The organism is Amycolatopsis coloradensis (assembly GCF_001953865.1).
In the GTDB taxonomy this organism is placed as follows: Bacteria; Actinomycetota; Actinomycetes; order Mycobacteriales; family Pseudonocardiaceae; genus Amycolatopsis; species Amycolatopsis coloradensis.
Map to the genome: position 1 here is coordinate 163,697 of NZ_MQUQ01000014.1, position 24,233 is coordinate 187,929.

The window sequence follows — 24,233 nt, forward strand, 5'->3', positions numbered from 1 at the left end:
GTCCGTGATGTTGCGTGCCCCGCTGCTCGCCGCCGCTCGATCCCAGCGGATGCGCAAGCTGGTCGAGGTCGTCCCCGCCACCCGATCGGTGGTGAGCCGGTTCGTCGCCGGCGCCGGGACGCCCGAGGCCGCCCGGGTGGTCCGCGAACTGGCCGACGACGGCCTTCGGGTCACCCTCGACCACCTCGGCGAGGACACCACCGACGCCGAGCAGGCCGCCACGACCGTCCGCGCCTACGAGGATCTGCTGTCCGCGCTGGCGGCCGACGGCCTCGCGTTCGGCGCGGACGTCTCGGTGAAGCTGTCCGCGGTCGGCCAGTTCCTGCCCGCCGACGGCGAGAAGGTCGCGCTGGAGAACGCCCGCAAGATCTGCGCGGCGGCCGAAGCGGTCGGTGCCACGGTGACGCTCGACATGGAGGACCACACCACCACGGACTCGACGCTGGGCATCCTGCGCGAATTGCGCACCGAGTACCCGTGGGTCGGCGCGGTGCTGCAGGCCTACCTGCGGCGGACCGAACAGGACTGCCGCGACCTCGCCGGGGAGGGCTCCCGCGTCCGGCTGTGCAAGGGCGCTTACGCCGAACCTGAAGAGATCGCGTTCCAGGACAAGTCCGAAGTGGACAAGTCCTACGTGCGCTGCCTGAAAATTCTCATGCGGGGCAAGGGTTATCCGATGGTCGCCTCGCACGACCCGCGGATGATCGCGATCGCCGAGAAGCTGGCGATGGACACCGGCCGCAAGGCGGACGACCACGAATTCCAGATGCTGTACGGGATCCGTCCCGAAGAGCAGCGCCGGATCGCGGGCGACGGCAAGACGATGCGCGTGTACGTCCCCTACGGCGACGAATGGTATGGCTATTTCATGCGCAGGCTGGCGGAACGCCCGGCGAACCTGGCGTTCTTCCTGCGCGGACTCGCCACCCGGGGCTGACCCGGTCCCCGGTGGCACGGTTCCGCTGAAATGCGAAGGGGCCCTTCCCGGCGAAATCCGCCAGGGAGGGCCCCTTTCTTTTCGGCTCAGGCTTCTTGGGCCTCTTCCTTGAGCTTGTCCATGTCGATGTCGCGCGCCTGCTGGATCAGGTCTTCGAGCGTCTTCTCCGGGAGCGCGCCGGGCTGCGCGTAGATGACCGTCTTGTCGCGGATCACCGCGAGCGTGGGGATCGAGCGCACGTCGAAGGCGGCGGCCAGCTGCTGCTCGGCCTCGGTGTCGACGCTCGCGAACACGATGTCGTCGTGGTTGCCCGACACCTTCTCGTAGGTCGGCGCGAACTGGCGGCACGGCATGCACCAGCCCGCCCAGAAGTCGATGATCACGAAGTCGTTCTCGGACACGACCTGATCGAAGTTGGCGGCGGTCAGCTCAACTGTGCTCATGTCGGCGTAACGAAACAGGCCGGACGCACATTCCCGCGAGAGCGCGTAGCGTCTCTCATGGAGCAACTCAGAAGGAGGTGCGCATGGCCGACGGAGACATTCTCAGCCGGATCGACGAGCTGGTCAGCGTGGAGCACGAACTCCGCTCGCGGGCGATCGGGTCCGGGCTCAGTTCGGACGACCGGTCCCGGCTCGCGGATGTGGAGCAGCAGCTGGACCAGTGCTGGGACCTGCTGCGGCAGCGGCGGGCACGCGTCGAGTTCGACGAGGACCCGGACCAGGCCGCTCCGCGACCGATCTCCGAGGTGGAGTCCTACCGGCAGTAGCGCGGGCCGCCCAGGCAGGCTCAGGCCGGGCAGAGAGTTCCGTCCACGGGAGTCTTCCCGTCGATCAGGAAAGCCCGCGTCGCATCGCTGACGCAGGCGGAGAGGCTCAGCGCGCCGTGCCCGGCGCCCTGCCACGTGATCGTCACCGCGCTCGGCATCTGGTCGGCGGCCCGGCTGGTGCCCTGCTCCGGCGTGACCGGGTCGGTCGCGGTGCCCGCGACGAGGATCGGCGGGGCGCCCGGGGCGCCGGCGGGCGGGAGCGGTTCGCGGCGGACCGGCCACGGGCTGCACCACGCCAGTTGCTGCGTGGCGAAGACGCCGAACTGCGGGTACTTGTCGCGCAAGGTCGTGGTCACTCGCGTGAGTTCTTCGGCCGAGAGCCGCGTCGCGCTGTCGTTGCACTTGGTCGCGAGCGTGCCGTCCAGCCGGGACGGCCGCGCCCGGGAGTCCTTCAGCACCGGATCGGCGAACGCGGCCAGCGGCGTGACGTCGCCGGTCTGCGCGGTCTTGAGCGCCTCGGCGAGTTCCACCCAGCGGGAGCGTTGCGCGAGCCCGGAATAGACGGCGTACAGCGCGATCCCCGGCGTCATCTCCACCCCGTCGGTGGTCGTCGCGGGGGTGGCGCGGAGCCGGTCCGCGACGGCGGTCACCGCCGCACGGGCGTCGCCGATCGGGCAGCCCTTGGCGATGCAGTCGGCGCCGAACGCGTCGAGGGTGGCCTGCGCGCTCGCGGCGACGGATTCCTGGACGGCGGCCGCGTCGGGGGCCGGATCGGGCAGCCCGTCGAGCATGACGCGGCCGACCTGCGCGGGGAACCGCACGGCGTATTCGGCGAGGACCTTCGAGCCGTCACCGCGTCCCAGCGCGTGCAGCTTGTCCAACCCCAGTTGCTCCCGAAGTTCGTCGAGGTCGCCCGCGGTCCGCCAGCTGTCCATCGCGACCTGCGAGTCGTCCAGTTCGATCGCGCACTGCTGGCCCGCCCTGCGGGCCGCGTCGACCACGGCTTCGAGGTCGCCGGCGGCCGGATCGCCGCCGAGCAGGTCGGTGCGGATCTCCGCCGGGACGCACTGCACCGGCGCGGAAGACCCGGTGCCGCGCCGGTCCACGCCGATCAGGGAGAACTTCCGCAGGTACTCGGGCGGCAGCGCCGCGGCCAGCCGCGCGGCGTACAGCGACCCGGGTTCCCCGTCGACGTCGTTGACCACGACGAGCGGGATCGGCCCGCCCCCGGTCTTGACCACCGACATCCGCGAGAGGCCGCGGCCGGGCAGGTCCGGCGCGTCGAGGGTGGTCGGCACCCTGGCGCAGGAGAACTTCAGCGTGTCCGGCACGGACGGCTGGCCCAGCCGTTGCCGGGTCGCCTCGTCGCAGTCCTCCCATTTGATCGACGGCGACCGCGGTTCGGTGAGCGGCGGCAGCGGCACCGGCTGCGCCGCCGACGAGCCGCCGGGAGCGGGTTTGCCGTCGTTGTCGATCACCGCCGGCCGGACCGACGGCCCGGCCGTGCAGCCCGCGAGCACGGTCGCGACCATGGCCGTCATCAGGAACAGCCGTGGCGTGCGGCGGGCGGTGCTCACGGGCTGGTCCTCACTTCCAGGGCATGACAAAGCTCGTGGGTGAGCTTCGCAGGTGGTGTGTCAGACCCCGGTTAGCGGGTGCGTTTGACCTCGCCGCGGAACACCGCGTCCAGGTCGTACCGGGCGACCTCTTCGAGCTGGGCGTAGGTGCAGGAATCCGGTTCGCGGTCGGGACGCCAGCGCTTGAACTGCGCGGTGTGGCGGAACCGCGACGGATAGCCGCCTTCGGTGTGCTCGTAGCCGACCTCGACCACCTTTTCCAGCTTCAGCGGCACCCACGGCGCTTCCTTGGACTTCCATCGGGTGATCCCGCCGGGGATTCGCTGGTGCTCCCGCACGTTGTCGCCCAGCCACGGGTGATCGGCCCCGTCGGTGACCAGCGGCGCCAGCTCCTCGGCCAGTTCACGCCGCCGGGTGACCGGGAACGACCCGACGACGCCGGGGTGGTGCAGCACGCCGTCCTCGTCGTAGAGCCCGAGCAGGAACGAGCCGACCATCTCGCCCGCTTCGCCGTCGACGTGCCACCGCAGTCCCGCGAGCACGCAGTCGGCGGTGCGCGAGTGCTTGTACTTCAGCAGCACGCGTTTGCCGGGGGTGTACGGCTCGTCGAGCGGTTTGCCGATGACGCCGTCGAGCCCGGCGCCCTCGAACAACTCGAACCAGTGCCGCGCGATCGCCGGATCCGAGGTGGCCGGGGTCAGGTGGATGCCGTCGGAGGCCAGCTTCTCCAGCCGTTCCCGGCGTTTCGACGTCGGTTCGTCCAGATAGGACTCGTCGCCGAGCGCCAGCAGGTCGAACGCGATGAACTCCGCCGGGGTCTGCTCCGCCAGCAGGGTGATCCGGCTTTCGGCGGGGTGGATCCGGTCGGTGAGCGCGTCGAAGTCCAGCTTCCCGTCCCGGCCGACCACCAGTTCGCCGTCGAGCACGATCCGCTCGGGCAGCGCCGCCTTCAGCCGCTCGACGACCTCGGGGAAGTACCGGTTGAGCGGCTTCTCCGACCTCGACTGCAAGGTCAGCTCGTCGCCGTCGCGGAACACCAGGCAGCGGTACCCGTCCCACTTCGGCTCGAACAGCAGACCGCCGGAATCGGGGATCGCCTTCGCCGGTTTGGCGAGCATCGGTTTCACTGGCGGTGTCAAGGGAAGCGACATGACGGCCATTCTTGTCCCAACCCCGTGTTCAGCGCACCCGTTGCGGTGCTCCCGTGTCGAGTTCGAGCCGGACGGCGGTCGGCAGCACGTCGACACCGAGCGATTCCCGCGCGCGGGCCAGCACGGTGAGGTCGAGCTGCTCCCACACCCGTTTCAGGTCGGTGCCTTCGCTCAGCCAAAGTGTGATCCGCAGCGCCGGGGCGTCGCTGTCGCCGACCGCGCGGACCCTGGCGCGTCCGACACCGTCGATCGTCTCGGCGTCGGCGCGGACGGCCTCGGAGATGGCGGAGGAGGTCACCACGAGGTCGTCGTCGAGTTCGAGGTCGGGGCGGCCTTCCGGGCGCAACGAGCGGAAGAACCACCACAGTCCCAGCCACAACAGGAGGACACCGGCCACGACCGCGCCGACGCGGGCGGCGAGCGCGTGCTGTGAGAGCCAGTCGAGCGCGATCGGATCCACGAGCGAGCGGTTGGCGCGGTGCGTGCCGAGCCACCCCGCGCCGACCGCGATCACCGCGGCCCCGCCGAGCAGCGCGAAGAGTCCGATGAGGACGGTCAGGGTGCGTTCCGTGCCGGTGGACCGGCCGAGCGCCTTGGCGGAGACCGAACGGGTCATCGGCGGTCCTTCGGGGAGTCGACGACGACGGACACCTTCGGCCGCCGCACCAGTGGGACGTCGTCGAGGAGGCCGGAAACCGTGTCCAGCAGCCGCGGTCGCAGCTGCCCTTCGGTTTCCATCCGGCTCGTCGCGCGGACACGGACCTTCTTGGCGGTGGCGGTGACCTTCGCACCGGCGACGTTGTCCTGCGCCCGCACGGTCACCCCCACCAGCCGGGCCAGCGAACGCGGTGACGTGGTCACGCTGACCTCGTTCGCCGGATCGGTCAGCCGGATCGCGCGCCGCCCGGCCGAGGCCGCCGCCAGGATCAGCAGCAGCCCCACGATCGCGACGCCGATCGCGACGTACCGGACCGCCGGAGCGCTCCAGGACAGTTCCGCGAGCCTGTCGCGCCAGTCGTCCCACGGGATGAACAGCGGTCCCCGCCCCGGCCGCCACCAGCCCCAGCCGACCTCCAAGGCCAGCAGGACCCCGGCGGCGGCCAGCACCAGCCCGATCAGGGCGGACAGCAGGCGGACGAACAAACGCATGCGGATGCTCCTTAGCGGACGCGGGGCGCGATGTCGGGCAGGAGCGCGGAGACCGTCACCGAGATGTCGCGGACCTGGTACGAGGTGATCCGTTCGACCTCCTCGGTGACCCGGGCGCGCAGATCGCCGACGATCCGCCGCACCGGTGCCGGGTACTTCAAAGCCACGTCGAGCACGAGGTCGACGTCGTTGCCCTCACCACCGACCTTCGCGCTCGCGCCGTGGGTCCCCAGCCCGAGCCCGACGATCCGCCGCTCGGCGACGGTGGTTCCGTCGACCTGGTCCGCGGCGTGCTGCGCGATCTTGCGGACCACGGACGGCGCGATGGTGAGGGTGCCGCGATCGTCCGGGTCGGGCGGGACGGTCATTTGTCGCGGCCCCGGCCGAACAGGTCGGAGAGGTCGAGTTCGCCGTCGAGCACCCGGCCGAGGACGAGGCCGATGACGCCGACGGCCAGCGTCACCAGGAACGCGGTGAAGCCCTGTGTCGCGGCGAGGCCGAGGATGAGCCCGGCGAGCAGGCCGGTCTGGGTCCCGCTCATCATTCGACCCGCGAGGTCTCGGTCTCGCCGCCGTTCTCGTCCGGCAGGTGAATGTCGTTGACCGCGATGTTGACCTCGATCACCTCGAGGCCGGTGATCTGCTCGACCTGGCCGATCACGTTGCGGCGCACCGCCCGCGCGACGTCGACGATGCGGGCGCCGTACTCGACGACCACGTCGAGGTCGATCGCGGCCTGCTTATCGCCGACCTCGACCGAGACACCGGACGTGGTGACCGTGCCGGAACCGGGGATGCGCTCGCGGATCGCGCCGAAGGCCCGCGAGACCCCGCCGCCCAGCGCGTGGATCCCGGTCACCTCACGGGTGGCGAGACCGGCCACCTTCTGCACCACCACCGACGAGATCGTGGTCTTGCCGGCGGCTCCTTCCTCGTTGAGGGACGACCCCGTCACCGGGGTGTCGGGCCTGCTCGCGCTCGGCTGCGCCATGAAGTTCGCTCCTTCTCGCACCGGCGCCACGCGACCTGCGCGCGCGGCGTTCCTAACGCTCTCACCGATCAGGACACACGCGCATGCCGAGTCGTTCCGCGATGTCCCCCGAACGGGGTAATCACTTCCGGGTTCAGTCCGGGTGGACGTCGACGACGTGGACGTTGACCGCGGGCGGGGCCGAGCCGAGCTGGCCGGTCAGCGCCGCGGTGACGCGGTGCCGCAACAGTTCCGCGGCGGCCGCTTCGACGCCGAACCGGATCGTCACCAGCACCTGGAGCACGTCGTCCTCGAGCGCGACGGCCGAGACGTGGACCCCGCCGAGGTCCTGGCCGATCTCGGCGGCGAGCCTCCTGGTCATCAGGACCAGTGCCCGTTCCGACACCTGGGTCTTCCCGCCTGCCGAGGGCAGGTCGAGCGGTGCCGTGGTGTGCTTGCCGCGGGCGCCGCCGACCGAACGGAGCACGCGTTCGACGAGCCCCGGCGGTGTCGGCACGGGGCGGCTCGCGGCGGCGCGCACCTGCTCCCACCGGGGGTCGTCGCGCGGATCCTCGCACATCACCGTTCCCCCGGCCCGAAAGTCTCGCCGAGCTTCGCCAGCAGCGCCACCCTCGCGCGGTGCAGACGGGCGCGCAAGGCGGGCACACCGACTTCCAGAACCTCGGCCATCTCCTCGTAGGTCATCCCTTCGAATTCTCGCAGAATCAGCGGAATCCGCTGGCCGACGTCGAGTTCGGCGATCGCGCGCAGCACCGTGCCGACCTGCTCGGCGCTCACCACGTGGCCCTCCGGGCCAGGCACGATCCCGGCGTCGCCCTCGTCGAGCGGCACGGTCGGTTTGCGGCGCCGTACCTGACCGAGCGCGCCGTTCGTCGTCACCCGATAGAGCCAGGTGGGGAACGCGGACTCGTGCCGGAACCCCGGCAGCGCGCGCCACGCGGAAAGCCAGGCCTCCTGGACGACGTCCTCGGCCTCCGACGTGCTGCCGGTGATCCGCAGCGCCACGCGGTACATCCGGGCCGTGTGCCGCCGCACCAAGGTGTCGAAGGCACCGTGGTCCCCGGCGGCGGCCCTGGCCGCCAGGTCCCGGTCCGGAACCGGCGCGGGCTCGCTCACCCGCTCTCCCGGCGGCGGTAGCGCAGCATGGTGAATCCGTCCTCGAAGAGCATCGACGCGAGGTCCATCCGGCGTGGCTCCGGGGCGGGGCGGCCGTCGGCGATCCGGCGCTCGCCCGCGCCCGCGAGCAGGGGGGCGATTGTCAGGCACAGCTGGTCGACGAGGTCGGCCGCGATCAGGTCGCCGAACAGCGTCGGCCCGCCCTCGCAGTCGACGCGGTACAACCCGCGTCCGGCCAGGAGTTTCAGCGCGACGTGGAGGTCGACGTCGTCGGTCCCGGCGACGAGCACGTCGGCGCCCGCGCGTTCCAGCGCGGCCCGGGGCGCGTTCTCGGTGGTGACGACGATCGGCGGGACCTTGGTGTCGGTGAACAACGGGCCCGCGGGGTCGAGTTCACCGGAACGGGTCACCACCGCGATCGGCGGGACCTCGGACAGCCCGAGTGAGACCCGGCGGGCGGCGCGTTCGGGGCTGATCCGCGCGCCGCGGTAACCCTCGGCGCGAGCCGTGCCCGCGCCGACCAGGATCACGTCGGAAAGCAGCCGCCCCAGCAGGAAGATCCGCTTGTCGGCGGGGTGCGAAAGGCCCTCGGACCGCTCGTCGACCGCGACCGCGCCGTCGGCGGAGCTGACGAAGTTGACCTGGACCCAGGGACGGGTCAGATTCTCGGGATACCCGTAGAGCCGCTTCAGGTCGGCGTCGGAGACGGGATCCGCTGGTGTCGTTGGCCACAAAAGCTGCACACCTCCATCCCAGCACGAGCCCGACGGCACCGCTGAGCGGGGGATACGCCCGGTCAGGGAGGGTGAACGGCCGCCGCCGCAGCCGTTACTCTCGGCGAATGCCCGCCCGCCTGATCGATCGCCGTCCGGAGCTGTCCGCCGACGAGCTGATCACCGCGCTCGTCCCGCCGCCCCGGTTCGACGCGGTCCGGTTCTCCACCTACGTGCCCAATCCGGACGAGCCGAGTCAGGCCGAGGCCGTCGTCGACTGTGGCGCGTTCGCGAAGCGCGTGGCGGAAGCCTCGAACCGGAAGCCGAAGTCGAAGCTGCGCGCGCTGTTCGGCGGCGGGGACGACGCGTTCACCGGGCCGAGGGGGCTCTACCTGGACGGCGGTTTCGGCGTCGGCAAGACCCACCTGCTCGCCTCGACGTGGCACGAGACGCCGTCGCCCAAGGCGTACGGGACGTTCGTGGAGCTGACCCATCTCGTCGGCGCCCTGGGGTTCGCCGAGGCGGTGCGACGGCTTTCCGAGCACCGGTTCCTGGCGATCGACGAGTTCGAACTCGACGACCCCGGCGACACCATGCTCGTCACCCGGCTGTTGCAGGAGCTGATCTCGGCCGGGGTGTTCGTGGCGGCGACCTCCAACACGCTGCCCGACAAACTCGGCGAGGGCCGGTTCGCCGCCACGGACTTCCTGCGCGAGATCCAGTCGCTGTCCGCCCGGTTCGGCGTCTGCCGCGTCGACGGCCCGGACTACCGCCACCGTGGCCTGCCGGACGCGCCACCGCCCGCGAGCCCGCAAGAGCTGGAAGCCTCCGCCGCCGCGCATCCCGAGTCCACTGTGGACGATTTCGACGCGTTGTGCGACCACCTCGGCGGGCTGCACCCTTCGCGCTACGGCAGGCTTCTCGACGGGGTGAGCCGCGTGCACCTGCGCGACATCCACCCGGTTCCGGATCAGAACGTCGGACTGCGGCTGGTCGCCTTCGCCGACCGGCTCTACGACCGCGCGATCCCGCTGATGGTCTCGGGCGAGCCGGTGCCGCTGCTGTTCACCGAGGAGATGGTGAACGGCGGCTACCGCAAGAAGTACCTGCGCGCCGTCAGCCGTCTGACGGCACTGGCGCGCGACGCCGTGCAGCCCAGGTGAGCAGCGTCCACGTCGCGCACACGACCGCGATGGCGAACAGCGTGCCGCCCACGACGTCGGTCAGGTAGTGATAGCCGAGGCCGATCATGCCGATCGTGACCCCGCCGAGCGCCACCGCGCCCACGACCGCGATGACGGCCTTCGCGACGCCGGGCCGGGCCAGCAGGACGAGCACGGTCAGCACCGCGACCAGCGCGACGGTGTGCCCGCTGGGATAGGCGAGCCACGTGTTCTTCCAGCGGCCGAACAGCGGTTTGAGCACCCAGGTGTTGGCGAGAATGGCGACGAGCGGGCCTGCGATGGTCAAGGCCACTTCGGGTTTGCGCCGTCCCAGCAGGCACAGGGTGGCGGTGAGGACCGCGACCGGGATCAGGACGTAGGCCTCGGTCGGCAGCACGAGGAGTCGCAGCAGGTCTTCGCCGAAGGTGCTCCGCACCCACTCGTCGGCGAGCGCGTCGGGGCCCGACAGTCCTTTGCCGGAGACCAGCAGGCCGAGGACGACCATGAGCACGGCGCAGGTCACCGCGACCAGCCCGTACGGCGCTCTTCCACTCATCCGGCGAGATTACGGGACCACCCGCCAGAACGGCTTGTCACGGAAATCACGGCCAGACCCACCGCAAGTAGGTGGCGCACACCCGTGATTGAAGCCGGAACTCGCGTGATTGGAGCCGGAACTCGCGTGATTGGAGCCGGAACTTCGAGTTTCGCCTTCAATCACGTGAGTTCCGTGTCCAAACACGCGAGTTCGGGGTTGGCGAGCGGTGCGTTTTAGAATTCCGTGAAGCGGGTCAGAGGGCCTCGAAGGCGGCGAAGTCCGCTTCGGTCTGATCCGCGTATCGCACCGCGTAGGCACCGATGGCCTCGTCGAGGTCTTCGTCGTCCTCGAAGTACCCCGCCAGCATCTGCGGATGCAGCGACCGCGCGTGCGCCCGCGCCAGCAACGCGCCCGCTAGGCGGCCGTAGTCGTCGAGGTGGTCCTTCTTGAGTTCCGCGGGGTCGATGTCGCCCTTGAGGTTCCGGAACTGCCGCACGATGTAGGGCAGGCCGTCGATGGTCGTCCAGCCGAGCAGGATGTCCGTCTCGGCCTGCACGAGCCGCGCGCCCTCGACGATCCGGCGGCCCTCGTGCTCCGGCGCGGCCAGGCCGAGGTGCGGCGCCAGCGCCGACGGAACAGCCTGTTTCACTTGCAGCACCAGGTCTTCACCACTGTTGCCGTGCAGCAGCGCGACGTAGCCGCGCAGCCCGACACTGCCGGTGCCGACCACCCGGAAGGCCACATCGGACACCCGGTACCGCGAGAGCAGTGTCCGCCGCGATTCACGGATCGTGTCCACATAGGCCACCAGTCCGGTGATCACCGCGTCCGCCGTCGCGTCGTCGACATGCGTGAGCACGGGCGGGTCTTCGACGAACCGGTGCCGTTCGAGACCGGTTTCGTGGTCGTCGATCCGCCGGGTCCACTTCGCGGTGACCTTGGCGCTGGTGTTCTTCCGCGCCTTCTCGGCCGCCTCCTCGAAGTCGTCGATCAGGTCGTGCGCGCGGACCGTGCTCAGCACCGACGCGTTCGGCAGCGCGTTCCACGACCGCAGGAACGGCAGTTCCGCCAGCCCCCGGATGGTGCGCCGGTACGACTTCACCGCGTCTTCCGCGGCTTCACGGCAGCCCGACTCGCCGATGCCGCCTTCGCGCCCGGCCAGCACGAGACTGGCGGCGAGCCGCTTGAGGTCCCACTCCCACGGCCCTGGCACAGACTCGTCGAAGTCGTTGATGTCCATCACGATCTGGCCCTCGGGCGTGCCGTACAGCCCGAAGTTCGCCGCGTGCGCGTCCCCGCAGAGCTGCGCCGTCAGTCCCGACGACGGCGAACCGGCCAGATCCGCGGCCATCAGCCCGGCCGCGCCGCGGTAGAAGGTGAACGGCGACGCGAGCATGCGCTCACGCCGCAGTTCCACCAGTTCCGGCAGGCGGCCTTCGTTGGTCCGCGCGAAGAATTCCGCCACGCCGGGACGGCCGTCGCCCGCCGCCGCGTGATCGTGCGCGGCCGCCGGCGCCTCGTCCCGCAGCGCCTTGCCCCTCGCGAACCAGTCCTCCGGCGTCACCGTCTCGGTGCCGACCAGCGGCCGCTCGACCCACTCCCGCTCGTCTCCCATGGACAGCCAACGTACCGGCCGCCCGAAAGGTTCACCGGGTCTTGACGACGTCGGTGATCGCGTCGATACCGCGGTCGAGCTCCTCGCGGGTGATCACCAGCGGCGGCGCGATCCGCAGCGTGTGGTCGTGCGTCTCCTTGCACAGCACGCCGCGTCCGGCCAGCGCGGTGGACGCCTCCCGGCCGGTCGGCCCGCCGGGCGCGATGTCGATCCCCGCCCAGAGCCCGCGGCCGCGGACCTCGGCCAGCCCGTTCCCGACCAGTTCACCGAGCCTGCCGTGCAGGTGGGCGCCCAGTTCCCGCGAACGCTCCTGGAACTCGCCGGTCTTCAGCAGCCAGACCACGGCCCGGCCGATCGCGCAGGCGACCGGGTTCCCGCCGAAGGTCGACCCGTGCTCGCCCGGCTTCAGCACGCCGAGCACGTCCTGGCTGCCGACCACCGCCGAGACCGGCATGATCCCGCCACCGAGCGCCTTGCCCAGCGTGTAGACGTCGGCGCGGACGCCTTCGTGGTCGAGTGCGAGGACGGTGCCGGTGCGGGCGAGGCCGGACTGGATCTCGTCGGCGATCAGCAGGACGTTGTGCTCGTCGCACAGCCGCCGCGCCTCGGCGAAGTAGCCGGCGGGCGGCACGATCACGCCCGCCTCGCCCTGGACCGGCTCCAGCAGGATCGCGGCGGTCCGTTCGGTGATGGCGTCACGCAGCGCTTCGGCGTCGCCGTACTTGACGGTGACGAAGCCCGGCGTGAACGGGCCGAAGTCGGCGCGCGCGGTCTCGTCGGTGGAGAAGGACACGATGGTCGTCGTGCGGCCGTGGAAGTTCGAGCCCGCGACGACGATCTCCGCCGTCCCGTCGGGGACGCCCTTGACCTGGTACGCCCACTTCCGGGCGATCTTCACCGCGGACTCGACGGCCTCCGCGCCGGAGTTCATCGGCAGCGTCATCTCGGTACCGGTCAGCTCGGCGAGTTCCCGGCAGAACAGTCCGAGCTGGTCGTGGTGGAAGGCGCGCGAGGTCAGCGTGACCCGGCCGAACTGCTCGATCGCGGCGGCGATGAGCCCGGGGTGGCGGTGCCCGAAGTTCAGCGCGGAATAGCCGGAAAGGAAGTCGAGGTAGGTCTTGCCCTCGACGTCGGTGACCGAAGCGCCCTCGGCGGTGGCGATCACGACGGGCAGGGGGTGGTAGTTGTGCGTGCTCCACTGCTCGTCGAGCGCGATGAAGTCGGCGGTCGTCATGCGTTCAGGTTAGATGCCCATCCGGGGGACTTCATCCGGGAAACGTTGCTTTGACCCGTTGTTCGTTGCGTATCGACTCCTTCGGGTGGCGAAATCGTGCATCGGAGGACTTGATCACCGCAGGCGCGTGATCCGGGCCGCGGTTATCGTCGCCGGATGGCGAAAAAGGACCACGTCTCCGTGCGGGACGCGCTGAGGATCGGCAAGGGAACCGAGCGGCACGATCCGGGCACGTTCCCGGTCGGGCCGCACAAGAAGCCCAAGGCCCTCAAGGACCTCCTCGACTCCGGCGGCAGGCTCGCGAAGCTGCAGGAAGCCCTCTACGCGGAAGGCGTCGGCGGCGGGAACCGCAGTCTCCTGCTCGTCCTGCAAGGGATGGACACCTCCGGCAAGGGCGGCACGGTCGGGCACGTCCTCGGCCTGGTCAACCCGATGGGCGTGCGCTACGCGGGGTTCAAGAAGCCGACCGCGACCGAGCGGCGCCACCACTACCTCTGGCGGATCCGCAAACAGCTCCCCGTGCCGGGGCAGATCGGCGTCTTCGACCGGTCGCATTACGAGGACGTCCTGGTCCCGCGGGTCCAGAAGCTGGTGCCCGCCGCGGAATGGCGCAAGCGGTACGCCGAGATCAACGCGTTCGAACAGGAGCTGGCCGACGCGGGCACGACCGTCGTGAAGGTGTTCCTCGACATCTCGCCGGAGGAGCAGCTGCGGCGGCTCAAGGCGAGGCTGGAGACCCCGGCGAAGCGGTGGAAGTACAACCCCGCCGACCTCGACGCCCGCGCCCAGTGGAACGACTACCAGCAGGCCTACGCCGACATCTTCACCAAGACCTCCACGACGACAGCGCCCTGGTACGCCGTCCCGGCCGACCACAAGTGGTACCGCAACTGGCTGGTCGCGCGGCTCCTCATCGAGACGATCGAGGAAATGGGCCCGAAGTTCCCTCAGGCTGACTTCGATCCCGAGACGGAATTGAAGAAGCTGGAAGGCGTTGGCGTACCGGGATGAGTGTCTGAAAGAGTGCGGAAGTGACCGACACCAGCCTCGAAGATCTCCCGTTCCTCCGCCGCCAGGCCCGCACCCAGCGCTTCACCCTCGGCGCGCCGAAAGAGTTCAAGGTCGCCCCGGACGGCTCCCGCGTCTTGTTCCTGCGGTCCGAGTCCGGCACCGACCCTCGGCACAGCCTGTGGTCGTTCGACGTCGGGTCGGGCGAGGAGACGAAGCTGGTCGACGCGGCCGAACTGCTGCCCGGTGAAGAAGACCTGCCGCCCGAGGAGCGGGCCCGCCGCGAGCGCAGCCGGGAGACCGGCGGCGGCGTGGTCGGCTACGCGGTCGACGACGCCTACACCGTTGCCGCGTTCTCGCTCTCGGGCAAGCTCCACACCCTCGACCTGGCCACCGGCGCGGTGTCCGTGCTGGTCGAAGGCTCGGTCGTCGATCCGCGGCCCAGCCCGGACGGCAGCCGGGTCGCCTATGTCCGCGACCGCCGGCTGCGGGTGATCGACCGCGTCACCGGTGAGGACCGGGCACTCGTCGAGGAAGACGGCGAGGACGTCGCTTGGGGGCTCGCGGAGTTCATCGCGGCCGAGGAGATGGGCCGCACCCGCGGCTACTGGTGGTCGCCGGACGGGAAGAGCCTGCTGGCCGAGCGCTCCGACCGGGCGGGCGTGCCGCGCTGGACGATCGCCGATCCGGCCAATCCGCAGTCGGCGGCCAACGTCGTCGCGTACCCGGCGGCGGGGACGGCGAACGCGGACGTGACGCTGGCGTTCATCGGGCTCGACGGCTCGCGCGTCGACGTCGCGAAGACCGACTGGGAGTACCTCGCCGCGGTGCACTGGTCGGCGGCAGGTAAGCCGCTGCTGTCCGTGCAGTCGCGTGACCAGCGAAAACTGGAGATCCAGGCGGTCGACCCCGCGGACGGTTCGGTCGAGGTGCTGCACACCGAGACCGACGAGCACTGGGTCGAGATCGCCGCGGGTGTCCCGGCGTGGACCACCGACGGCAGGCTGGTGCGCGAAAGCGCCGCCGACGGCGATCACCGGCTGGTCGTCGACGGGGTCGCGGTCACCCCGCCGGGAGTGCAGGTGCGCTCGATCCTGCACGTCGGCGCCGAGGTGCTGTTCAGCGCGTCGGAAGCCGATCCGACGCAGATCCACGTCTTCCGCACCGAGGGCGGCGAGCTACGCCGTCTGTCCACTGAGGACGGTGTGCACGTCGGCTCCGGGAACGCCTCGCTGGCCGTGCTCTCGTCGTGGGGCCTGGAGCGCAGCGGACCGGTGGTGACCGTCGTCGACGGTGAGAAGACGGTGGCGAGGATCGGCTCCCGCACCGTGGATCCCGACGTCGTCCCGAACCTGACCTGGCTGACGCTGGGGGAGCGGGGCCTGCGCGCCGCGCTGGTGCTGCCGACCGGGTACGAGGAGAGCGAAGGCAAGCTCCCGGTGCTGCTCGACCCGTACGGCGGCCCGCACGCCCAGCGTGTCCTCCAGACCCGCAACGCCTTCCTGACCCCGCAATGGCTGGCGGACCAGGGTTTCGCGGTGCTGGTCGCCGACGGGCGCGGGACCCCCGGCCGCGGTTCCGCCTGGGAGAAGGAGATCGCGGGCAAACTCGCCGACGTCACCCTCGCCGACCAGGTCGACGCCCTGCACGCGGCCGCCGCGCTGCATCCGGAACTGGATCTGGAACGCGTCGCGATCCGTGGCTGGTCCTACGGCGGATACCTGTCCGCGCTGGCCGTGCTGCGCCGTCCCGACGTCTTCCACGCCGGTGTCGCGGGCGCCCCCGTGACCGACTGGTCGCTGTACGACACGCACTACACCGAGCGCTACCTCGGCCTCCCGCAGGAGGAAACCTCGTCGTACGAGCACAACTCGCTGATCGCCGGCGCCGGTGACCTGTCGCGGGCGCTGCTGATCGTGCACGGTCTCGCCGACGACAACGTTTTTGTCGCCCACTCGTTGCGCCTGTCGTCGGCACTGCTGGCCAAGGGACGCCCGCACGTGTTCCTGCCGCTGGCCGGCGCGACGCATATGACGCCGCAAGCCGAAGAGGTCGCGGAGAACCTGATGCGCACGCAGGTGGACTGGATCGTGCGCGAGCTGTCCGGTGGCGCGGCGAAGAGCGAGGAGAACGCATGAAACGGTGGGGCATCACCATTCCGCTGACCGGGGTGCCGCTCGCGGCGCACAAGGAGATGGTCGAGCGGCTGCCCGATCTCGGCTACACCGACGCGTGGTCGGCCGAGACCGCGGGCAACGACGCCTTCACCCCGCTGGTGCTGGCCTCGCAGTGGGCGCCGCGGCTGCGGCTCGGCACCGCGATCGTGCCGGTGTACACGCGTGGCCCCGGCCTGCTGGCGATGAGCGCGGCGACCGTCGCGGAACTGGCGCCCGGCCGGTTCGTGCTCGGCATCGGGGCGTCGTCGCCGGTGATCGTGCAGAACTGGAACGCCGCCGAGTTCGAGGCCCCGTTCGCGCGCTCCCGTGACACCCTGCGGTTCCTGCGATCGGCGTTGGCGGGCGAGAAGGTCACCGAAGAGTACGAGTCCTTCTCCGTCAGTAAGTTCCGGCTGGAGCGGCCCGCCGACCCGCCGCCGTCGATCATGCTCGCCGCGCTGCGGCCGGGCATGCTGCGGCTGGCGGCGAAGGAGGCAGACGGCGCCATCACCAACTGGCTCGCCGCCTCCGACGTGCCGAAGGTGCGGGCCGAGATCGGCCCGGACACCGAACTGGCCGCGCGGATCTTCGTCTGCCCCACCGAGGACAAGGCCGCCGCGCGCGGACTCGGGCGGATGCTCATCTCGAGCTACCTGACCGTGCCGGTGTACGCGGCGTTCCACGATTGGCTCGGCCGCGGCGAGGCGCTGGCGCCGATGCACGAGGCGTGGGCCGCGGGCGACCGGCAGAAGGCCAACCAGGTCATCCCGGACGACGTCGTCGACGACCTGATCGTCCACGGCAGCCTCGATTCCTGCCGCGAGCAGGTGCAGTCCTATGTGGACAACGGGCTGACGACGCCGATCATCGCGCTGCTGCCGACGGGTGAGGACCCGTTCGCGCACGTACGGGGCCTGGCTCCGCGGTCCTGACTGGCGCACCGATGCGTTGGAGGACGCTTTCATGGCGAAATTTGTTATGAAAGCGTCCTCCATCGCGCTTTTTCATCTCGGGCGCGGGCTGGCCTATGAAGGCCCCCTTCACGCGCCATCGTTGCGCTCAGGCCAGCCCGAAGAGTTCTTCGTACCGTGCAGTCATCATGTGTGACCCCTTGATATCTGACGTCGTCGCCGCGTCGAGGACGCCCACCTCTTCCGTGTAGGTCGCGCCGCCGGAAGGTCCGAGCGGCAGCGAGATCATCGGCCCGCCCGGTGTGTGGGTCCGCAGCTTGCCGCCTTCGATCAGTGCCCGGATGTTGGCGACGACGACTTCCGCGTGGTCACCGGCCACCTTCGCCAGTTTCCCCTCCGGCAGCGCGGTGATGTCGCCGAGCGCGAAAATCCGTGACTGCCCAGGAAGCCGCAGGTCGGCGTCCACCGTCACCTGCCCGTTCGGCTGCCGCGCCGTGGCGAGATCGCCGTCGAGGTAGGCCGTGTGCGGTGCGCCGCCGAAACACTGGAACCACAGGTCGGCGGTCACCTCACCGCCGCCGGTGAGACCCGAGGTGAACGTCTTCGCCTGCCCCGGTTCCGACACCGGGGGCTCGGTCAGCGAAGTGCCGAGCAGGAGTTCGACACCCAGTTCGTCGAGCTGACGGCGAACCTCCGCGCGGAACTCGTCCGGGAAACCGGGCAGGATGTCCGCGGCCGGGTCGACGATCGTCACGGATTTCTCCGGCCACACCGCCTTGATCTCGCCGGCCAGCTCGAGTCCCACCGGGCCCGCGCCGAGCAGCAGCACCCTCTCCGCGCCCGCGAGTTCCTCCCGCGTGGCACGGATCTTCGCCTTCGCCGAGGCGCTGTCCTGGAAATCGATCTTCGCCGGGAACGGGTACGCCGAACCGGTCGCCAGCACGAGATAGTCCGGTGTGAGCCGGTCGCCCGACGCGAGCGTGACGCCGCCCTGGTCGATGCGCGCCGCGCGATCGCGGAGCACCTGTCCCCGTTCGAGAAGGCGGGAGTACGGGTAGAAGAGCCGATCCGTCCACTCGGGATCGACGAGCCCGCGCAACGCGGCGACGTGGTGGACGAAGTCCTCGCGCGGCTCGACGAGGACGACGTCGGTGAACGAGTCCAGTTCCTTGGCGACGGTGGTTCCGCCGTATCCCCCGCCGATGACGGCCACGGTCGTGGTCATGAGCTCCCCTAGTTCGCAGTGCGGAATGTTTGTACTACGAACTACAGTAGTTCGTACTCCGAACGACCGTCAAGTAGGCTGGGTGCATGACCACGGCCGAAGACCTCGGATTCGCGACGGCGCTCGTGCGGCTCTCGCATCTCGTGCAGCGGGCTTTCATCGACGTCGGCCGGTCCCACGACCTCACGCCGCAGCAGGCGCAGCTGCTCTGCGTGCTGGCGCAGGGGGAGACGGGCGTCGGGATGACCGAACTCGGCCGGCTGCTGAACCTGGAGAAATCCAGCGTCACCGGCCTGGTGGACCGGGTGCAGCGGCGCTCGCTCGTCGAGCGGGTCGCGGATTCCTGTGATCGCCGGGCGCTGAAGATCACGCTGACCGAGGAGGGCCTCCGGCTGGCGAACGCCGCTCACGAAGGTGTCGTCGAGAAGCTGGAGGAGATGGCGGCGGAACTCCCGGTCGAACAACGGGAGGCGATCGCGGCGGCCGCGTGGCGGATGGCGCCCGAAGACTGAGTCAGTGCCAGGCGGCGGCGAGGAGGAGCCCGGCCGCCGCGGCACCGATGCCGGCGACCATCGTGACGCCGACGTTCAGCGCGGCGCGCCGCCGTGCCTTGCCGGTGACCAGGAGCAGCGTCTCGTATCCGAAGGTCGAGAACGTGGTGAGCCCACCGCAGAACCCGACGGCCAGCAGCGAGCGGACCGGGTCCGGCTGGCCGCCGTGCAGGGCCCAGCCGGTGAGGACGCCGAGGGTCGCCGAGCCCACGACGTTGACGGCCAGCGTGCCCCACGGGAAGGCGGTGCCTCGCCACGCCCGCATCCGCAGATCGGCCAGATAACGCAGGATCGCGCCGAGTCCGCCACCGAGCGCGACGAAAAGGACGGTCATTTCCTCACCGCGCGGATGATTTCGTGTCCGGCGTAGACCGCTACCAAGGCGGCGGCGACCGTGCCGAACGCGTAGGCCATCCCGGTGAACGGATGCCCCGTCGTCACAAGATCGAGTGAGTCCGTCGCGTAGGTCGAAAACGTGGTGTAGCCGCCCAGGATCCCGACCCCGAGGAAGGGCCGCAGCAGCCGGTGCGGGTCGGCCGCCGCGGTCAGCAGCGCCATCAGGACACCGATCAGCAGACAGCCGGAAACGTTGGTGACAAAGGTCGACAGCGCGAACTGGTCTCGAGGATGGGGGAGCGCGACCGACAGGCCGTAGCGGGCGATGCCGCCCAGCGCGCCACCCGCGCCGACGGCCGCGAGCACGTCCCAGCACGGGCGCGGGACGGATGCCGGATCAGCCATGGACGGCAGCTTAGAACCGCTGTCCGAGTGAACAAGCGTCACGGTGTCGAAGATCGCTCACAAGGCCGTTTTTCCCTGCTGGGCGGTGAATTTTCTGAAAACGTGTCGTACGCTTGGCGACGCTCCAGGCCGATTTTCGGTCCGTCCGCTCGTCTGAGAAAAAGGTGGCAGGATGGCACAGGAACAGTCAGGTACGCAGGCTCCCGACAGCGGTTTGCTGCTGGAGGTCGAGATGATCCCGGCCGCGGTCGACCGCGGGAAGGCCAACGGCGCGGCAGCCGACAACGACGGCAACGACGGCTGAGTGCCCGAAACGCCGACACTGGCTGACCTCGTTGCTCCGCTCGGGGTCAGCCAGTTCTTCCAAGACGTCCAGGGTGAGACCTATCGCCGTTTCGAAGGCCGCGCGGGCCGGTTCGCCGACCTGCTGCCCTGGCCGGCGCTGAACGCGATCCTCCGGCAGCATCGCCTGGAGTTCCCGCGGCTGCGCCTGGCACTCGATGGCACCCCGGTGCCCATGGAGGGCTACACCGATCTCGTCCCCACCCGCCGCAGTGGCACCGTTCCCCGCCTGCGGGCCGCTCCGTTCACCGAGCATCTCCGCGGTGGCGCGACGATGGTGCTCGACGCCATCCAGGAACTCAGCGACCCGATCGGCGATCTCGCGCGGGGTCTCGAACACGACCTCCGCGAAAGCGTGCAGGTCAACCTGTACGCGGGCTGGGGTGTGACCCATGGCTTCGACGTGCACTGGGACGACCACGACGCGTTCATCGTCCAGGTCGCCGGCCGCAAACGCTGGCGGATGCACGGCCCGACCAGGCCCGCTCCACTGCACCGCGACGTCGAACAACCCGAGCGCCCCGGTGAGCCGATCGACGACTTCGTCCTCGAAGACGGCGACGTCCTCTATGTCCCGCGCGGGCACTGGCACGACGTCACCGCGGTGGGGGAGATGTCGCTGCACCTCACGCTCGGTTTCAGCCCGGCCACCGGGATCGACCTGGTGTCCTGGCTCGCCGACAAGCTGCGGGCGAGCACCGCGTTCCGGCAGGACCTTCCGAGATTCGGGACGGCGGAGGAGCGCGCGGCCCGTGCCGCCGCCCTGCGCGCGGAACTGGAAGCCACGCTGACCACCGACGTCGTCGACAGGTTCCTCGCCGAGCGCGACTCGTCGGCCCCGGCGCATCCGCGGGTCGGGCTGCCCTGGGCGGCGACCCCCGGCCTCCTGCCGGACGGAGACGAGACCGAGGTCCGGTTCCTCGTCCCGAGGGCGGTGCTGGAAGAAGGCGACGGCCGGGTGACCCTGCTCGCCGACGGCAAGCGGTTCGTCTTCGCGGACGCCGCCGCCCCGGTGCTGAAGGCGCTGCTCGACGGCACGCCTCAGGCGATCAAGCGACTCGCCGAGCTGTCCGAACTCGATCGGGGGACCCTGCGGGCGTTCCTCGGTGAGCTGACCACGCGAGGGCTTCTCTCGATCGGCTGAAAGTCACAAGGGACGAGGAGTGTGCAAGGAGCTCGGTCGGGGTAAGTTAAGGCATGCCTAAGGTGACGTCCGGGGGGAGTGGCCGATGACCGCACAACTCTCGGACACCCCCGCGCCGCCCGCCGCGTTGCCGGGTTGCGCGACCGTCGCGCGCATGCTGGGCGCGAGCCCCGCCGGCACCGCGGCCGACATGCGCTGCTGGCTGCTCATCGAGCAGCCGGGCCCCTGGCCCGCGGACGCGCTGGAAGACGTCCTCGACGAGGCCTTCACCGCCGAGCGCCGTGAGCTGCTCGAGAACTTGAGACGCTCACACGGGCTCCGTCCGCTGCTGATCCGCCGTCCGGGCAAGCATCGGCGCGACCCGGATCGCCCTCGTGCCGTCTACGTCGGCGGGGGCGAGCCGGGCAACCGCTGGCTGGAGCGCCTGGAGATCCGAGACCTGGGCGACTTGGCCGGGCTGGACCTCCAAGCGGTCGCGGACGGCGTCGGCGGACTCGGCACCCGCGTGGACGGCCCGCTGTTCCTGGTCTGCACACACGGCACCAAGGACCTGTGCTGCGCGGTGCTCGGCCGCCCACTGGCCTCGGCGCTCAACATCAACCACCCTGGCCGGTCCTGGGAGGTCAGCCACGTCGGCGGCGACCGCTGGGCCGGCAACCTCCTCGTGGTCCCCGACGGTTTCCTGCACGGCCAGCTCAATCCGGACGAGGCGGGGCTCGTCGCCAAGGCCGCCCTGCGGGGGCAGGTCGAACCGGATCAGCTCCGCGGCCGCACGTCCGCGCGGACGGCATGGGCGCAATACGCGGAGATCGCGATCCGGCGGCAGCTGAACCTGTCCGGTTTGGACGACGTGCTCGCCCTCCAGGAAGAGCCGCTGCTCGAATCCGACGCGCGGGTGGTCACCGTGCGCGGCGGCGAGAACTTCTACTCGGTGACGGTGCGCCGCCGGTCCGCGACGCCGCGCGGGGACAGCCGGTGCGCCGGTCTCATCCAGCCCGCCGGATACGTCACGGACGAGATCACGAAGCTCTGACCTCCCGCAAGTCGTCCTCTGGTTGCGGTACTTGCGCGCTCAACCACCGCAATCAGAGGACGAAACGCGGCAGAGATCACCCGCGTTCGAACACCTGTTTGACACTTGTCTAGAACGTGTGTTCGACTGGCCGGGTGCGATGGGACAGACAGCGGGTGGACGGCGGCGAGCCGGTCCTGCCCGGATTGGACGGGTTGCGGCGCTCGGTGCGCGCGCCCGAGTTCGACGGCGTCACCTTTCACGAGGTGCACGCCAAATCGGTGCTGAACAAGGTGCCCGACGGTTCGGGGGTCCCGTTCGGCTGGACGGTGAACCCGTACGGCGGGTGCTCCCACGCGTGCACGTACTGCCTCGAAGGCGGGACGCCGGTCCTGATGGCCGACGGCCGGGCGAAACCGTTGGCGGAGCTGGCGCCCGGCGACGAGATCTACGGGACGCGAGGGCGCGGCGCGGGACGTCGCCTGGTGCCCACGACCGTCCTCGCGCACTGGTCGACGCTCAAACCGGCGTACCGCCTGACCCTCGACGACGGCACGTCCATCGTGGCCAGTGGTGACCACCGGTTCCTCACCGGCCGCGGGTGGAAGCACGTCACGGGCTCCCGCTTCGGCGCGGCGCAGCGGCCGCATCTGGTCGGGGGCACGGAACTCGTCGGGGTCGGGAAGTTCGCCCGCACCCCGGACGACACCCTCGGCTACCGCGCCGGGTTCCTCTGCGGGATGCTGCGGTCCGGCGGGTTCTCGGCCGAACAGGCCGCCGCGGACCGCGCGCTCAAGTACCTGCCAGACTTCGGCGCGTCGGTCGGCTTCGTGCAGGTGCCGCCGTCGCCGGATTCCCATTGGCAGCGCGGATTCCTGGCCGGGTTGTTCGACCTCGCCGGCAGCTACCGGCACGGCGCGCTGCGCGTCACCCACGACGAGCAGGACATCGTCTCGACCTTCTGCGCCGCGCTCGACAACTTCGGCTTCCGTTACGTGAAGACCGAAAACGTCAAGTTTCGTCCATTGTGGACGGTTCAGCTGCTCGGCGGGCCGTCGGAGGAGATGCGCTTCTTCCACCTCGCCGATCCCGCCGTCGGCTGGAAACGGTCGCTCGACGGCCTCGCCATCGGCCGGACCCGGCGGAAGGTCGCGTCCGTCGAGGCACTCGGCATCGAGCTGCCCCTGTTCGACATCACCACCGGCACCGGCGACTTCATCGCCGACGGCATGGTCACGCACAACTGCTTCGCGCGGAACACCCACACGTACCTGGATCTCGACTCCGGGCGGGACTTCGACACCCAGGTGATCGTCAAGGTCAACGCGCCCGAAGTGCTGGCCGCGCAACTACGGCGGCCGAGCTGGTCACGCGAGCACGTCGCGATGGGCACGAACACCGACCCCTATCAGCGTGCCGAAGGCCGGTACCGGCTGATGCCGCGCATCATTGCCGCGCTGGCGGATTCGGGCACGCCGCTGTCCATCCTGACGAAGGGCACCGTGCTGGCCAGAGACCTGCCGTTGCTGGAGTCGGTGTCGAAGGACGTGCCCGCCGGGCTGGCGATCTCCCTCGCGCTGCTGGACGAGGGGCTGCAACGTCGCCTCGAACCGGGAACGCCGAGCCCGAAGGCGAGGCTCGAACTGATCCGCAAGGCACGCGACGCCGGGCTCCCGTGTTCGGTGCTGGTCGCCCCGGTGCTGCCCTACCTGACCGACTCGGCGGAAGCGCTCGACGCCTTGTTCGCCCGGCTGGCCGAGGCGGGCGCCACGCGGGTCACCGTCCTCCCGCTCCACCTGCGGCCGGGCGCGCGGGAATGGTTCGCGCGCTGGCTCGGCCGGGAACATCCGGAACTGGTGCCGAAGTACCGGGAGCTGTACTCGCGCGGCGCCTATCTCCCGAAGTCCTACCGGGAGCGGCTGGGGACCCGTGTCGGTCCGTTGTTGCGCCGTCACGACTTCGGTTCCCGTGCGGACGACGGGGAGCGAATGCAGGTGACGATGCCCGTGCAGCGAGCGGGGGAGGTGGACTTGCCCGCGGCGGAGCAACTCAAGCTGCTGTGAGCAGGGTCCGCCTTCCTTCACGGACCAGCGCTCTCACCTGCGCCGATCGCTTCCTTCCGCGCGATAGCGGAAAATCTTTCCCCGTCGCCCGGCGCGCCCTGTGAATCTTCTTACGTCGCAACGTATTC

Annotated in this window: 28 protein-coding genes; 11 read left to right on the forward strand and 17 right to left on the reverse strand. The window is 70.3% G+C overall.

Features of this window, described 5'->3' with window-relative positions; genetic code table 11:
• Positions 1–7: 7 nt before the first annotated feature.
• Positions 8–937, forward strand: coding sequence for a proline dehydrogenase family protein (locus tag BS329_RS24640; RefSeq protein ID WP_076163622.1), 930 nt, complete (start codon positions 8–10; stop codon positions 935–937).
• 86 nt (positions 938–1,023) lie between these two features.
• On the opposite strand, the gene BS329_RS24645 is transcribed toward BS329_RS24640, so the two are convergent.
• Positions 1,024–1,380 carry a thioredoxin family protein gene (locus tag BS329_RS24645; RefSeq protein WP_020637318.1) on the reverse strand — a complete coding sequence of 119 codons (357 nt, stop codon included), beginning with the start codon at positions 1,378–1,380 and terminating at the stop codon, positions 1,024–1,026.
• An 83-nt stretch (positions 1,381–1,463) separates the two neighbouring features.
• Here BS329_RS24645 and BS329_RS24650 point away from each other — a divergent pair, with 83 nt between their 5' ends.
• Positions 1,464–1,706 (forward strand): DUF2630 family protein, encoded by a 243-nt coding sequence (locus BS329_RS24650; RefSeq protein WP_076163623.1) that lies wholly within the window; start codon positions 1,464–1,466, stop codon positions 1,704–1,706.
• Between the two features lie 20 nt (positions 1,707–1,726).
• Here BS329_RS24650 and BS329_RS24655 read toward each other — a convergent pair whose 3' ends face one another.
• From BS329_RS24655 to BS329_RS24695, 10 genes are all read right to left on the reverse strand, one after another.
• Positions 1,727–3,247, reverse strand: a complete 1,521-nt coding sequence (locus BS329_RS24655; RefSeq protein WP_076163789.1) for an alpha/beta hydrolase — start codon at positions 3,245–3,247, stop codon at positions 1,727–1,729.
• 107 nt (positions 3,248–3,354) lie between these two features.
• A complete protein-coding gene (locus BS329_RS24660) occupies positions 3,355–4,434 on the reverse strand; it encodes an ATP-dependent DNA ligase (RefSeq protein ID WP_076163790.1) in 1,080 nt (359 codons plus the stop codon).
• 28 nt (positions 4,435–4,462) lie between these two features.
• Positions 4,463–5,050, reverse strand: a complete 588-nt coding sequence (locus BS329_RS24665; protein ID WP_076163624.1) for an Asp23/Gls24 family envelope stress response protein — start codon at positions 5,048–5,050, stop codon at positions 4,463–4,465.
• Positions 5,047–5,583 carry a DUF6286 domain-containing protein gene (locus tag BS329_RS24670; RefSeq protein WP_076163625.1) on the reverse strand — a complete coding sequence of 179 codons (537 nt, stop codon included), beginning with the start codon at positions 5,581–5,583 and terminating at the stop codon, positions 5,047–5,049. The genes BS329_RS24665 and BS329_RS24670 overlap by 4 nt, the downstream gene beginning before the upstream one ends.
• A gap of 11 nt (positions 5,584–5,594) precedes the next feature.
• Complete coding sequence (locus BS329_RS24675) at positions 5,595–5,951, reverse strand: Asp23/Gls24 family envelope stress response protein (protein ID WP_076163626.1); 357 nt, start codon at positions 5,949–5,951, stop codon at positions 5,595–5,597.
• Complete coding sequence (locus BS329_RS42765; protein ID WP_143253185.1) at positions 5,948–6,124, reverse strand: hypothetical protein; 177 nt, start codon at positions 6,122–6,124, stop codon at positions 5,948–5,950. Before BS329_RS42765 ends, BS329_RS24675 begins: the two co-directional genes overlap by 4 nt.
• Complete coding sequence (locus BS329_RS24680) at positions 6,124–6,573, reverse strand: Asp23/Gls24 family envelope stress response protein (protein WP_076163627.1); 450 nt, start codon at positions 6,571–6,573, stop codon at positions 6,124–6,126. Before BS329_RS24680 ends, BS329_RS42765 begins: the two co-directional genes overlap by 1 nt.
• A gap of 133 nt (positions 6,574–6,706) precedes the next feature.
• Positions 6,707–7,132 carry a hypothetical protein gene (locus BS329_RS24685; RefSeq protein ID WP_076163628.1) on the reverse strand — a complete coding sequence of 142 codons (426 nt, stop codon included), beginning with the start codon at positions 7,130–7,132 and terminating at the stop codon, positions 6,707–6,709.
• Positions 7,132–7,689: an RNA polymerase sigma factor gene (locus tag BS329_RS24690; protein ID WP_076163629.1), complete on the reverse strand. Its 558-nt coding sequence runs from the start codon at positions 7,687–7,689 to the stop codon at positions 7,132–7,134. The genes BS329_RS24685 and BS329_RS24690 overlap by 1 nt, the downstream gene beginning before the upstream one ends.
• Positions 7,686–8,432 carry a pyrimidine reductase family protein gene (locus tag BS329_RS24695; RefSeq protein WP_076163630.1) on the reverse strand — a complete coding sequence of 249 codons (747 nt, stop codon included), beginning with the start codon at positions 8,430–8,432 and terminating at the stop codon, positions 7,686–7,688. The genes BS329_RS24690 and BS329_RS24695 overlap by 4 nt, the downstream gene beginning before the upstream one ends.
• Before the next feature lie 98 nt (positions 8,433–8,530).
• Here BS329_RS24695 and zapE point away from each other — a divergent pair, with 98 nt between their 5' ends.
• Positions 8,531–9,565 carry a cell division protein ZapE gene (zapE, locus tag BS329_RS24700; RefSeq protein WP_076163631.1) on the forward strand — a complete coding sequence of 345 codons (1,035 nt, stop codon included), beginning with the start codon at positions 8,531–8,533 and terminating at the stop codon, positions 9,563–9,565.
• Here the strand turns inward: zapE and BS329_RS24705 are convergent.
• The 3 genes from BS329_RS24705 to rocD all read right to left on the reverse strand — a co-directional run bounded on the left by BS329_RS24705 (position 9,519) and on the right by rocD (position 12,952).
• The gene (locus tag BS329_RS24705) at positions 9,519–10,121 is read right to left on the reverse strand and encodes a phosphatase PAP2 family protein (RefSeq protein ID WP_076163632.1); all 603 of its coding nucleotides are present in this window, start codon (positions 10,119–10,121) and stop codon (positions 9,519–9,521) included. The two genes, zapE and BS329_RS24705, sit on opposite strands and share 47 nt — an antisense overlap.
• A gap of 235 nt (positions 10,122–10,356) precedes the next feature.
• Positions 10,357–11,718: a DUF2252 domain-containing protein gene (locus BS329_RS24710; RefSeq protein WP_076163633.1), complete on the reverse strand. Its 1,362-nt coding sequence runs from the start codon at positions 11,716–11,718 to the stop codon at positions 10,357–10,359.
• Positions 11,719–11,749: 31 nt separating this feature from the next.
• The gene (gene rocD, locus BS329_RS24715) at positions 11,750–12,952 is read right to left on the reverse strand and encodes an ornithine--oxo-acid transaminase (protein ID WP_076163634.1); all 1,203 of its coding nucleotides are present in this window, start codon (positions 12,950–12,952) and stop codon (positions 11,750–11,752) included.
• 156 nt (positions 12,953–13,108) lie between these two features.
• On the opposite strand from rocD, the gene BS329_RS24720 reads away from it, so the two are divergent.
• From BS329_RS24720 to BS329_RS24730, 3 genes are read left to right on the forward strand one after another with little or no spacing between them, the layout of a single operon-like run.
• Positions 13,109–13,963, forward strand: a complete 855-nt coding sequence (locus BS329_RS24720) for a PPK2 family polyphosphate kinase (RefSeq protein ID WP_076163635.1) — start codon at positions 13,109–13,111, stop codon at positions 13,961–13,963.
• Between the two features lie 20 nt (positions 13,964–13,983).
• On the forward strand, positions 13,984–16,098 hold the full coding sequence (locus tag BS329_RS24725; protein WP_076163636.1) for a S9 family peptidase: 2,115 nt from the start codon (positions 13,984–13,986) through the stop codon (positions 16,096–16,098).
• Positions 16,095–17,048, forward strand: coding sequence for an LLM class F420-dependent oxidoreductase (locus BS329_RS24730; RefSeq protein WP_076163637.1), 954 nt, complete (start codon positions 16,095–16,097; stop codon positions 17,046–17,048). The genes BS329_RS24725 and BS329_RS24730 overlap by 4 nt, the downstream gene beginning before the upstream one ends.
• Positions 17,049–17,175: 127 nt before the next feature.
• Here BS329_RS24730 and BS329_RS24735 read toward each other — a convergent pair whose 3' ends face one another.
• Entirely contained in the window at positions 17,176–18,252 is a 1,077-nt protein-coding gene (locus BS329_RS24735) for an NAD(P)/FAD-dependent oxidoreductase (protein WP_076163638.1), read from the reverse strand.
• 86 nt (positions 18,253–18,338) lie between these two features.
• On the opposite strand from BS329_RS24735, the gene BS329_RS24740 reads away from it, so the two are divergent.
• A complete protein-coding gene (locus BS329_RS24740) occupies positions 18,339–18,764 on the forward strand; it encodes a MarR family winged helix-turn-helix transcriptional regulator (RefSeq protein WP_076163639.1) in 426 nt (141 codons plus the stop codon).
• Between the two features lies 1 nt (position 18,765).
• On the opposite strand, the gene crcB is transcribed toward BS329_RS24740, so the two are convergent.
• Both crcB and BS329_RS24750 read right to left on the reverse strand, forming a co-directional pair.
• Positions 18,766–19,137: a fluoride efflux transporter CrcB gene (crcB, locus tag BS329_RS24745; protein WP_076163640.1), complete on the reverse strand. Its 372-nt coding sequence runs from the start codon at positions 19,135–19,137 to the stop codon at positions 18,766–18,768.
• Positions 19,134–19,544 (reverse strand): fluoride efflux transporter FluC, encoded by a 411-nt coding sequence (locus BS329_RS24750; RefSeq protein ID WP_076163641.1) that lies wholly within the window; start codon positions 19,542–19,544, stop codon positions 19,134–19,136. The genes crcB and BS329_RS24750 overlap by 4 nt, the downstream gene beginning before the upstream one ends.
• A gap of 172 nt (positions 19,545–19,716) precedes the next feature.
• Here BS329_RS24750 and BS329_RS45215 point away from each other — a divergent pair, with 172 nt between their 5' ends.
• The 4 genes from BS329_RS45215 to BS329_RS24765 all read left to right on the forward strand — a co-directional run bounded on the left by BS329_RS45215 (position 19,717) and on the right by BS329_RS24765 (position 24,105).
• Complete coding sequence (locus tag BS329_RS45215) at positions 19,717–19,848, forward strand: hypothetical protein (protein WP_255632708.1); 132 nt, start codon at positions 19,717–19,719, stop codon at positions 19,846–19,848.
• Positions 19,849–21,030, forward strand: coding sequence for a cupin domain-containing protein (locus BS329_RS24755; protein WP_076163642.1), 1,182 nt, complete (start codon positions 19,849–19,851; stop codon positions 21,028–21,030).
• A gap of 85 nt (positions 21,031–21,115) precedes the next feature.
• Positions 21,116–22,063 (forward strand): sucrase ferredoxin, encoded by a 948-nt coding sequence (locus BS329_RS24760; RefSeq protein ID WP_076163643.1) that lies wholly within the window; start codon positions 21,116–21,118, stop codon positions 22,061–22,063.
• A 134-nt stretch (positions 22,064–22,197) separates the two neighbouring features.
• Entirely contained in the window at positions 22,198–24,105 is a 1,908-nt protein-coding gene (locus BS329_RS24765) for an intein-containing Rv2578c family radical SAM protein (RefSeq protein ID WP_208619270.1), read from the forward strand.
• Positions 24,106–24,233: the final 128 nt, after the last annotated feature.

Bases quoted from the DNA above. Each gene is read 5' to 3' on its own strand.
- BS329_RS24680 (WP_076163627.1), bottom strand. From the start codon at position 6,573: ATGGCGCAGCCGAGCGCGAGCAGGCCCGACACCCCGGTGACGGGGTCG.
- BS329_RS24660 (WP_076163790.1), bottom strand. From the start codon at position 4,434: ATGTCGCTTCCCTTGACACCGCCAGTGAAACCGATGCTCGCCAAACCG.
- BS329_RS24675 (WP_076163626.1), bottom strand. From the start codon at position 5,951: ATGACCGTCCCGCCCGACCCGGACGATCGCGGCACCCTCACCATCGCG.
- BS329_RS24705 (WP_076163632.1), bottom strand. From the start codon at position 10,121: ATGAGTGGAAGAGCGCCGTACGGGCTGGTCGCGGTGACCTGCGCCGTG.
- BS329_RS24650 (WP_076163623.1), top strand. From the start codon at position 1,464: ATGGCCGACGGAGACATTCTCAGCCGGATCGACGAGCTGGTCAGCGTG.
- BS329_RS24720 (WP_076163635.1), top strand. From the start codon at position 13,109: ATGGCGAAAAAGGACCACGTCTCCGTGCGGGACGCGCTGAGGATCGGC.
- BS329_RS24670 (WP_076163625.1), bottom strand. From the start codon at position 5,583: ATGCGTTTGTTCGTCCGCCTGCTGTCCGCCCTGATCGGGCTGGTGCTG.
- BS329_RS24710 (WP_076163633.1), bottom strand. From the start codon at position 11,718: ATGGGAGACGAGCGGGAGTGGGTCGAGCGGCCGCTGGTCGGCACCGAG.
- BS329_RS24655 (WP_076163789.1), bottom strand. From the start codon at position 3,247: ATGACGGCCATGGTCGCGACCGTGCTCGCGGGCTGCACGGCCGGGCCG.
- BS329_RS24640 (WP_076163622.1), top strand. From the start codon at position 8: ATGTTGCGTGCCCCGCTGCTCGCCGCCGCTCGATCCCAGCGGATGCGC.
- BS329_RS24685 (WP_076163628.1), bottom strand. From the start codon at position 7,132: ATGTGCGAGGATCCGCGCGACGACCCCCGGTGGGAGCAGGTGCGCGCC.
- BS329_RS24760 (WP_076163643.1), top strand. From the start codon at position 21,116: ATGACCGCACAACTCTCGGACACCCCCGCGCCGCCCGCCGCGTTGCCG.
- BS329_RS24735 (WP_076163638.1), bottom strand. From the start codon at position 18,252: ATGACCACGACCGTGGCCGTCATCGGCGGGGGATACGGCGGAACCACC.
- zapE (WP_076163631.1), top strand. From the start codon at position 8,531: ATGCCCGCCCGCCTGATCGATCGCCGTCCGGAGCTGTCCGCCGACGAG.
- rocD (WP_076163634.1), bottom strand. From the start codon at position 12,952: ATGACGACCGCCGACTTCATCGCGCTCGACGAGCAGTGGAGCACGCAC.
- BS329_RS24665 (WP_076163624.1), bottom strand. From the start codon at position 5,050: ATGACCCGTTCGGTCTCCGCCAAGGCGCTCGGCCGGTCCACCGGCACG.
- BS329_RS24730 (WP_076163637.1), top strand. From the start codon at position 16,095: ATGAAACGGTGGGGCATCACCATTCCGCTGACCGGGGTGCCGCTCGCG.
- BS329_RS24750 (WP_076163641.1), bottom strand. From the start codon at position 19,544: ATGGCTGATCCGGCATCCGTCCCGCGCCCGTGCTGGGACGTGCTCGCG.
- BS329_RS42765 (WP_143253185.1), bottom strand. From the start codon at position 6,124: ATGAGCGGGACCCAGACCGGCCTGCTCGCCGGGCTCATCCTCGGCCTC.
- BS329_RS45215 (WP_255632708.1), top strand. From the start codon at position 19,717: ATGGCACAGGAACAGTCAGGTACGCAGGCTCCCGACAGCGGTTTGCTG.
- crcB (WP_076163640.1), bottom strand. From the start codon at position 19,137: ATGACCGTCCTTTTCGTCGCGCTCGGTGGCGGACTCGGCGCGATCCTG.
- BS329_RS24740 (WP_076163639.1), top strand. From the start codon at position 18,339: ATGACCACGGCCGAAGACCTCGGATTCGCGACGGCGCTCGTGCGGCTC.
- BS329_RS24645 (WP_020637318.1), bottom strand. From the start codon at position 1,380: ATGAGCACAGTTGAGCTGACCGCCGCCAACTTCGATCAGGTCGTGTCC.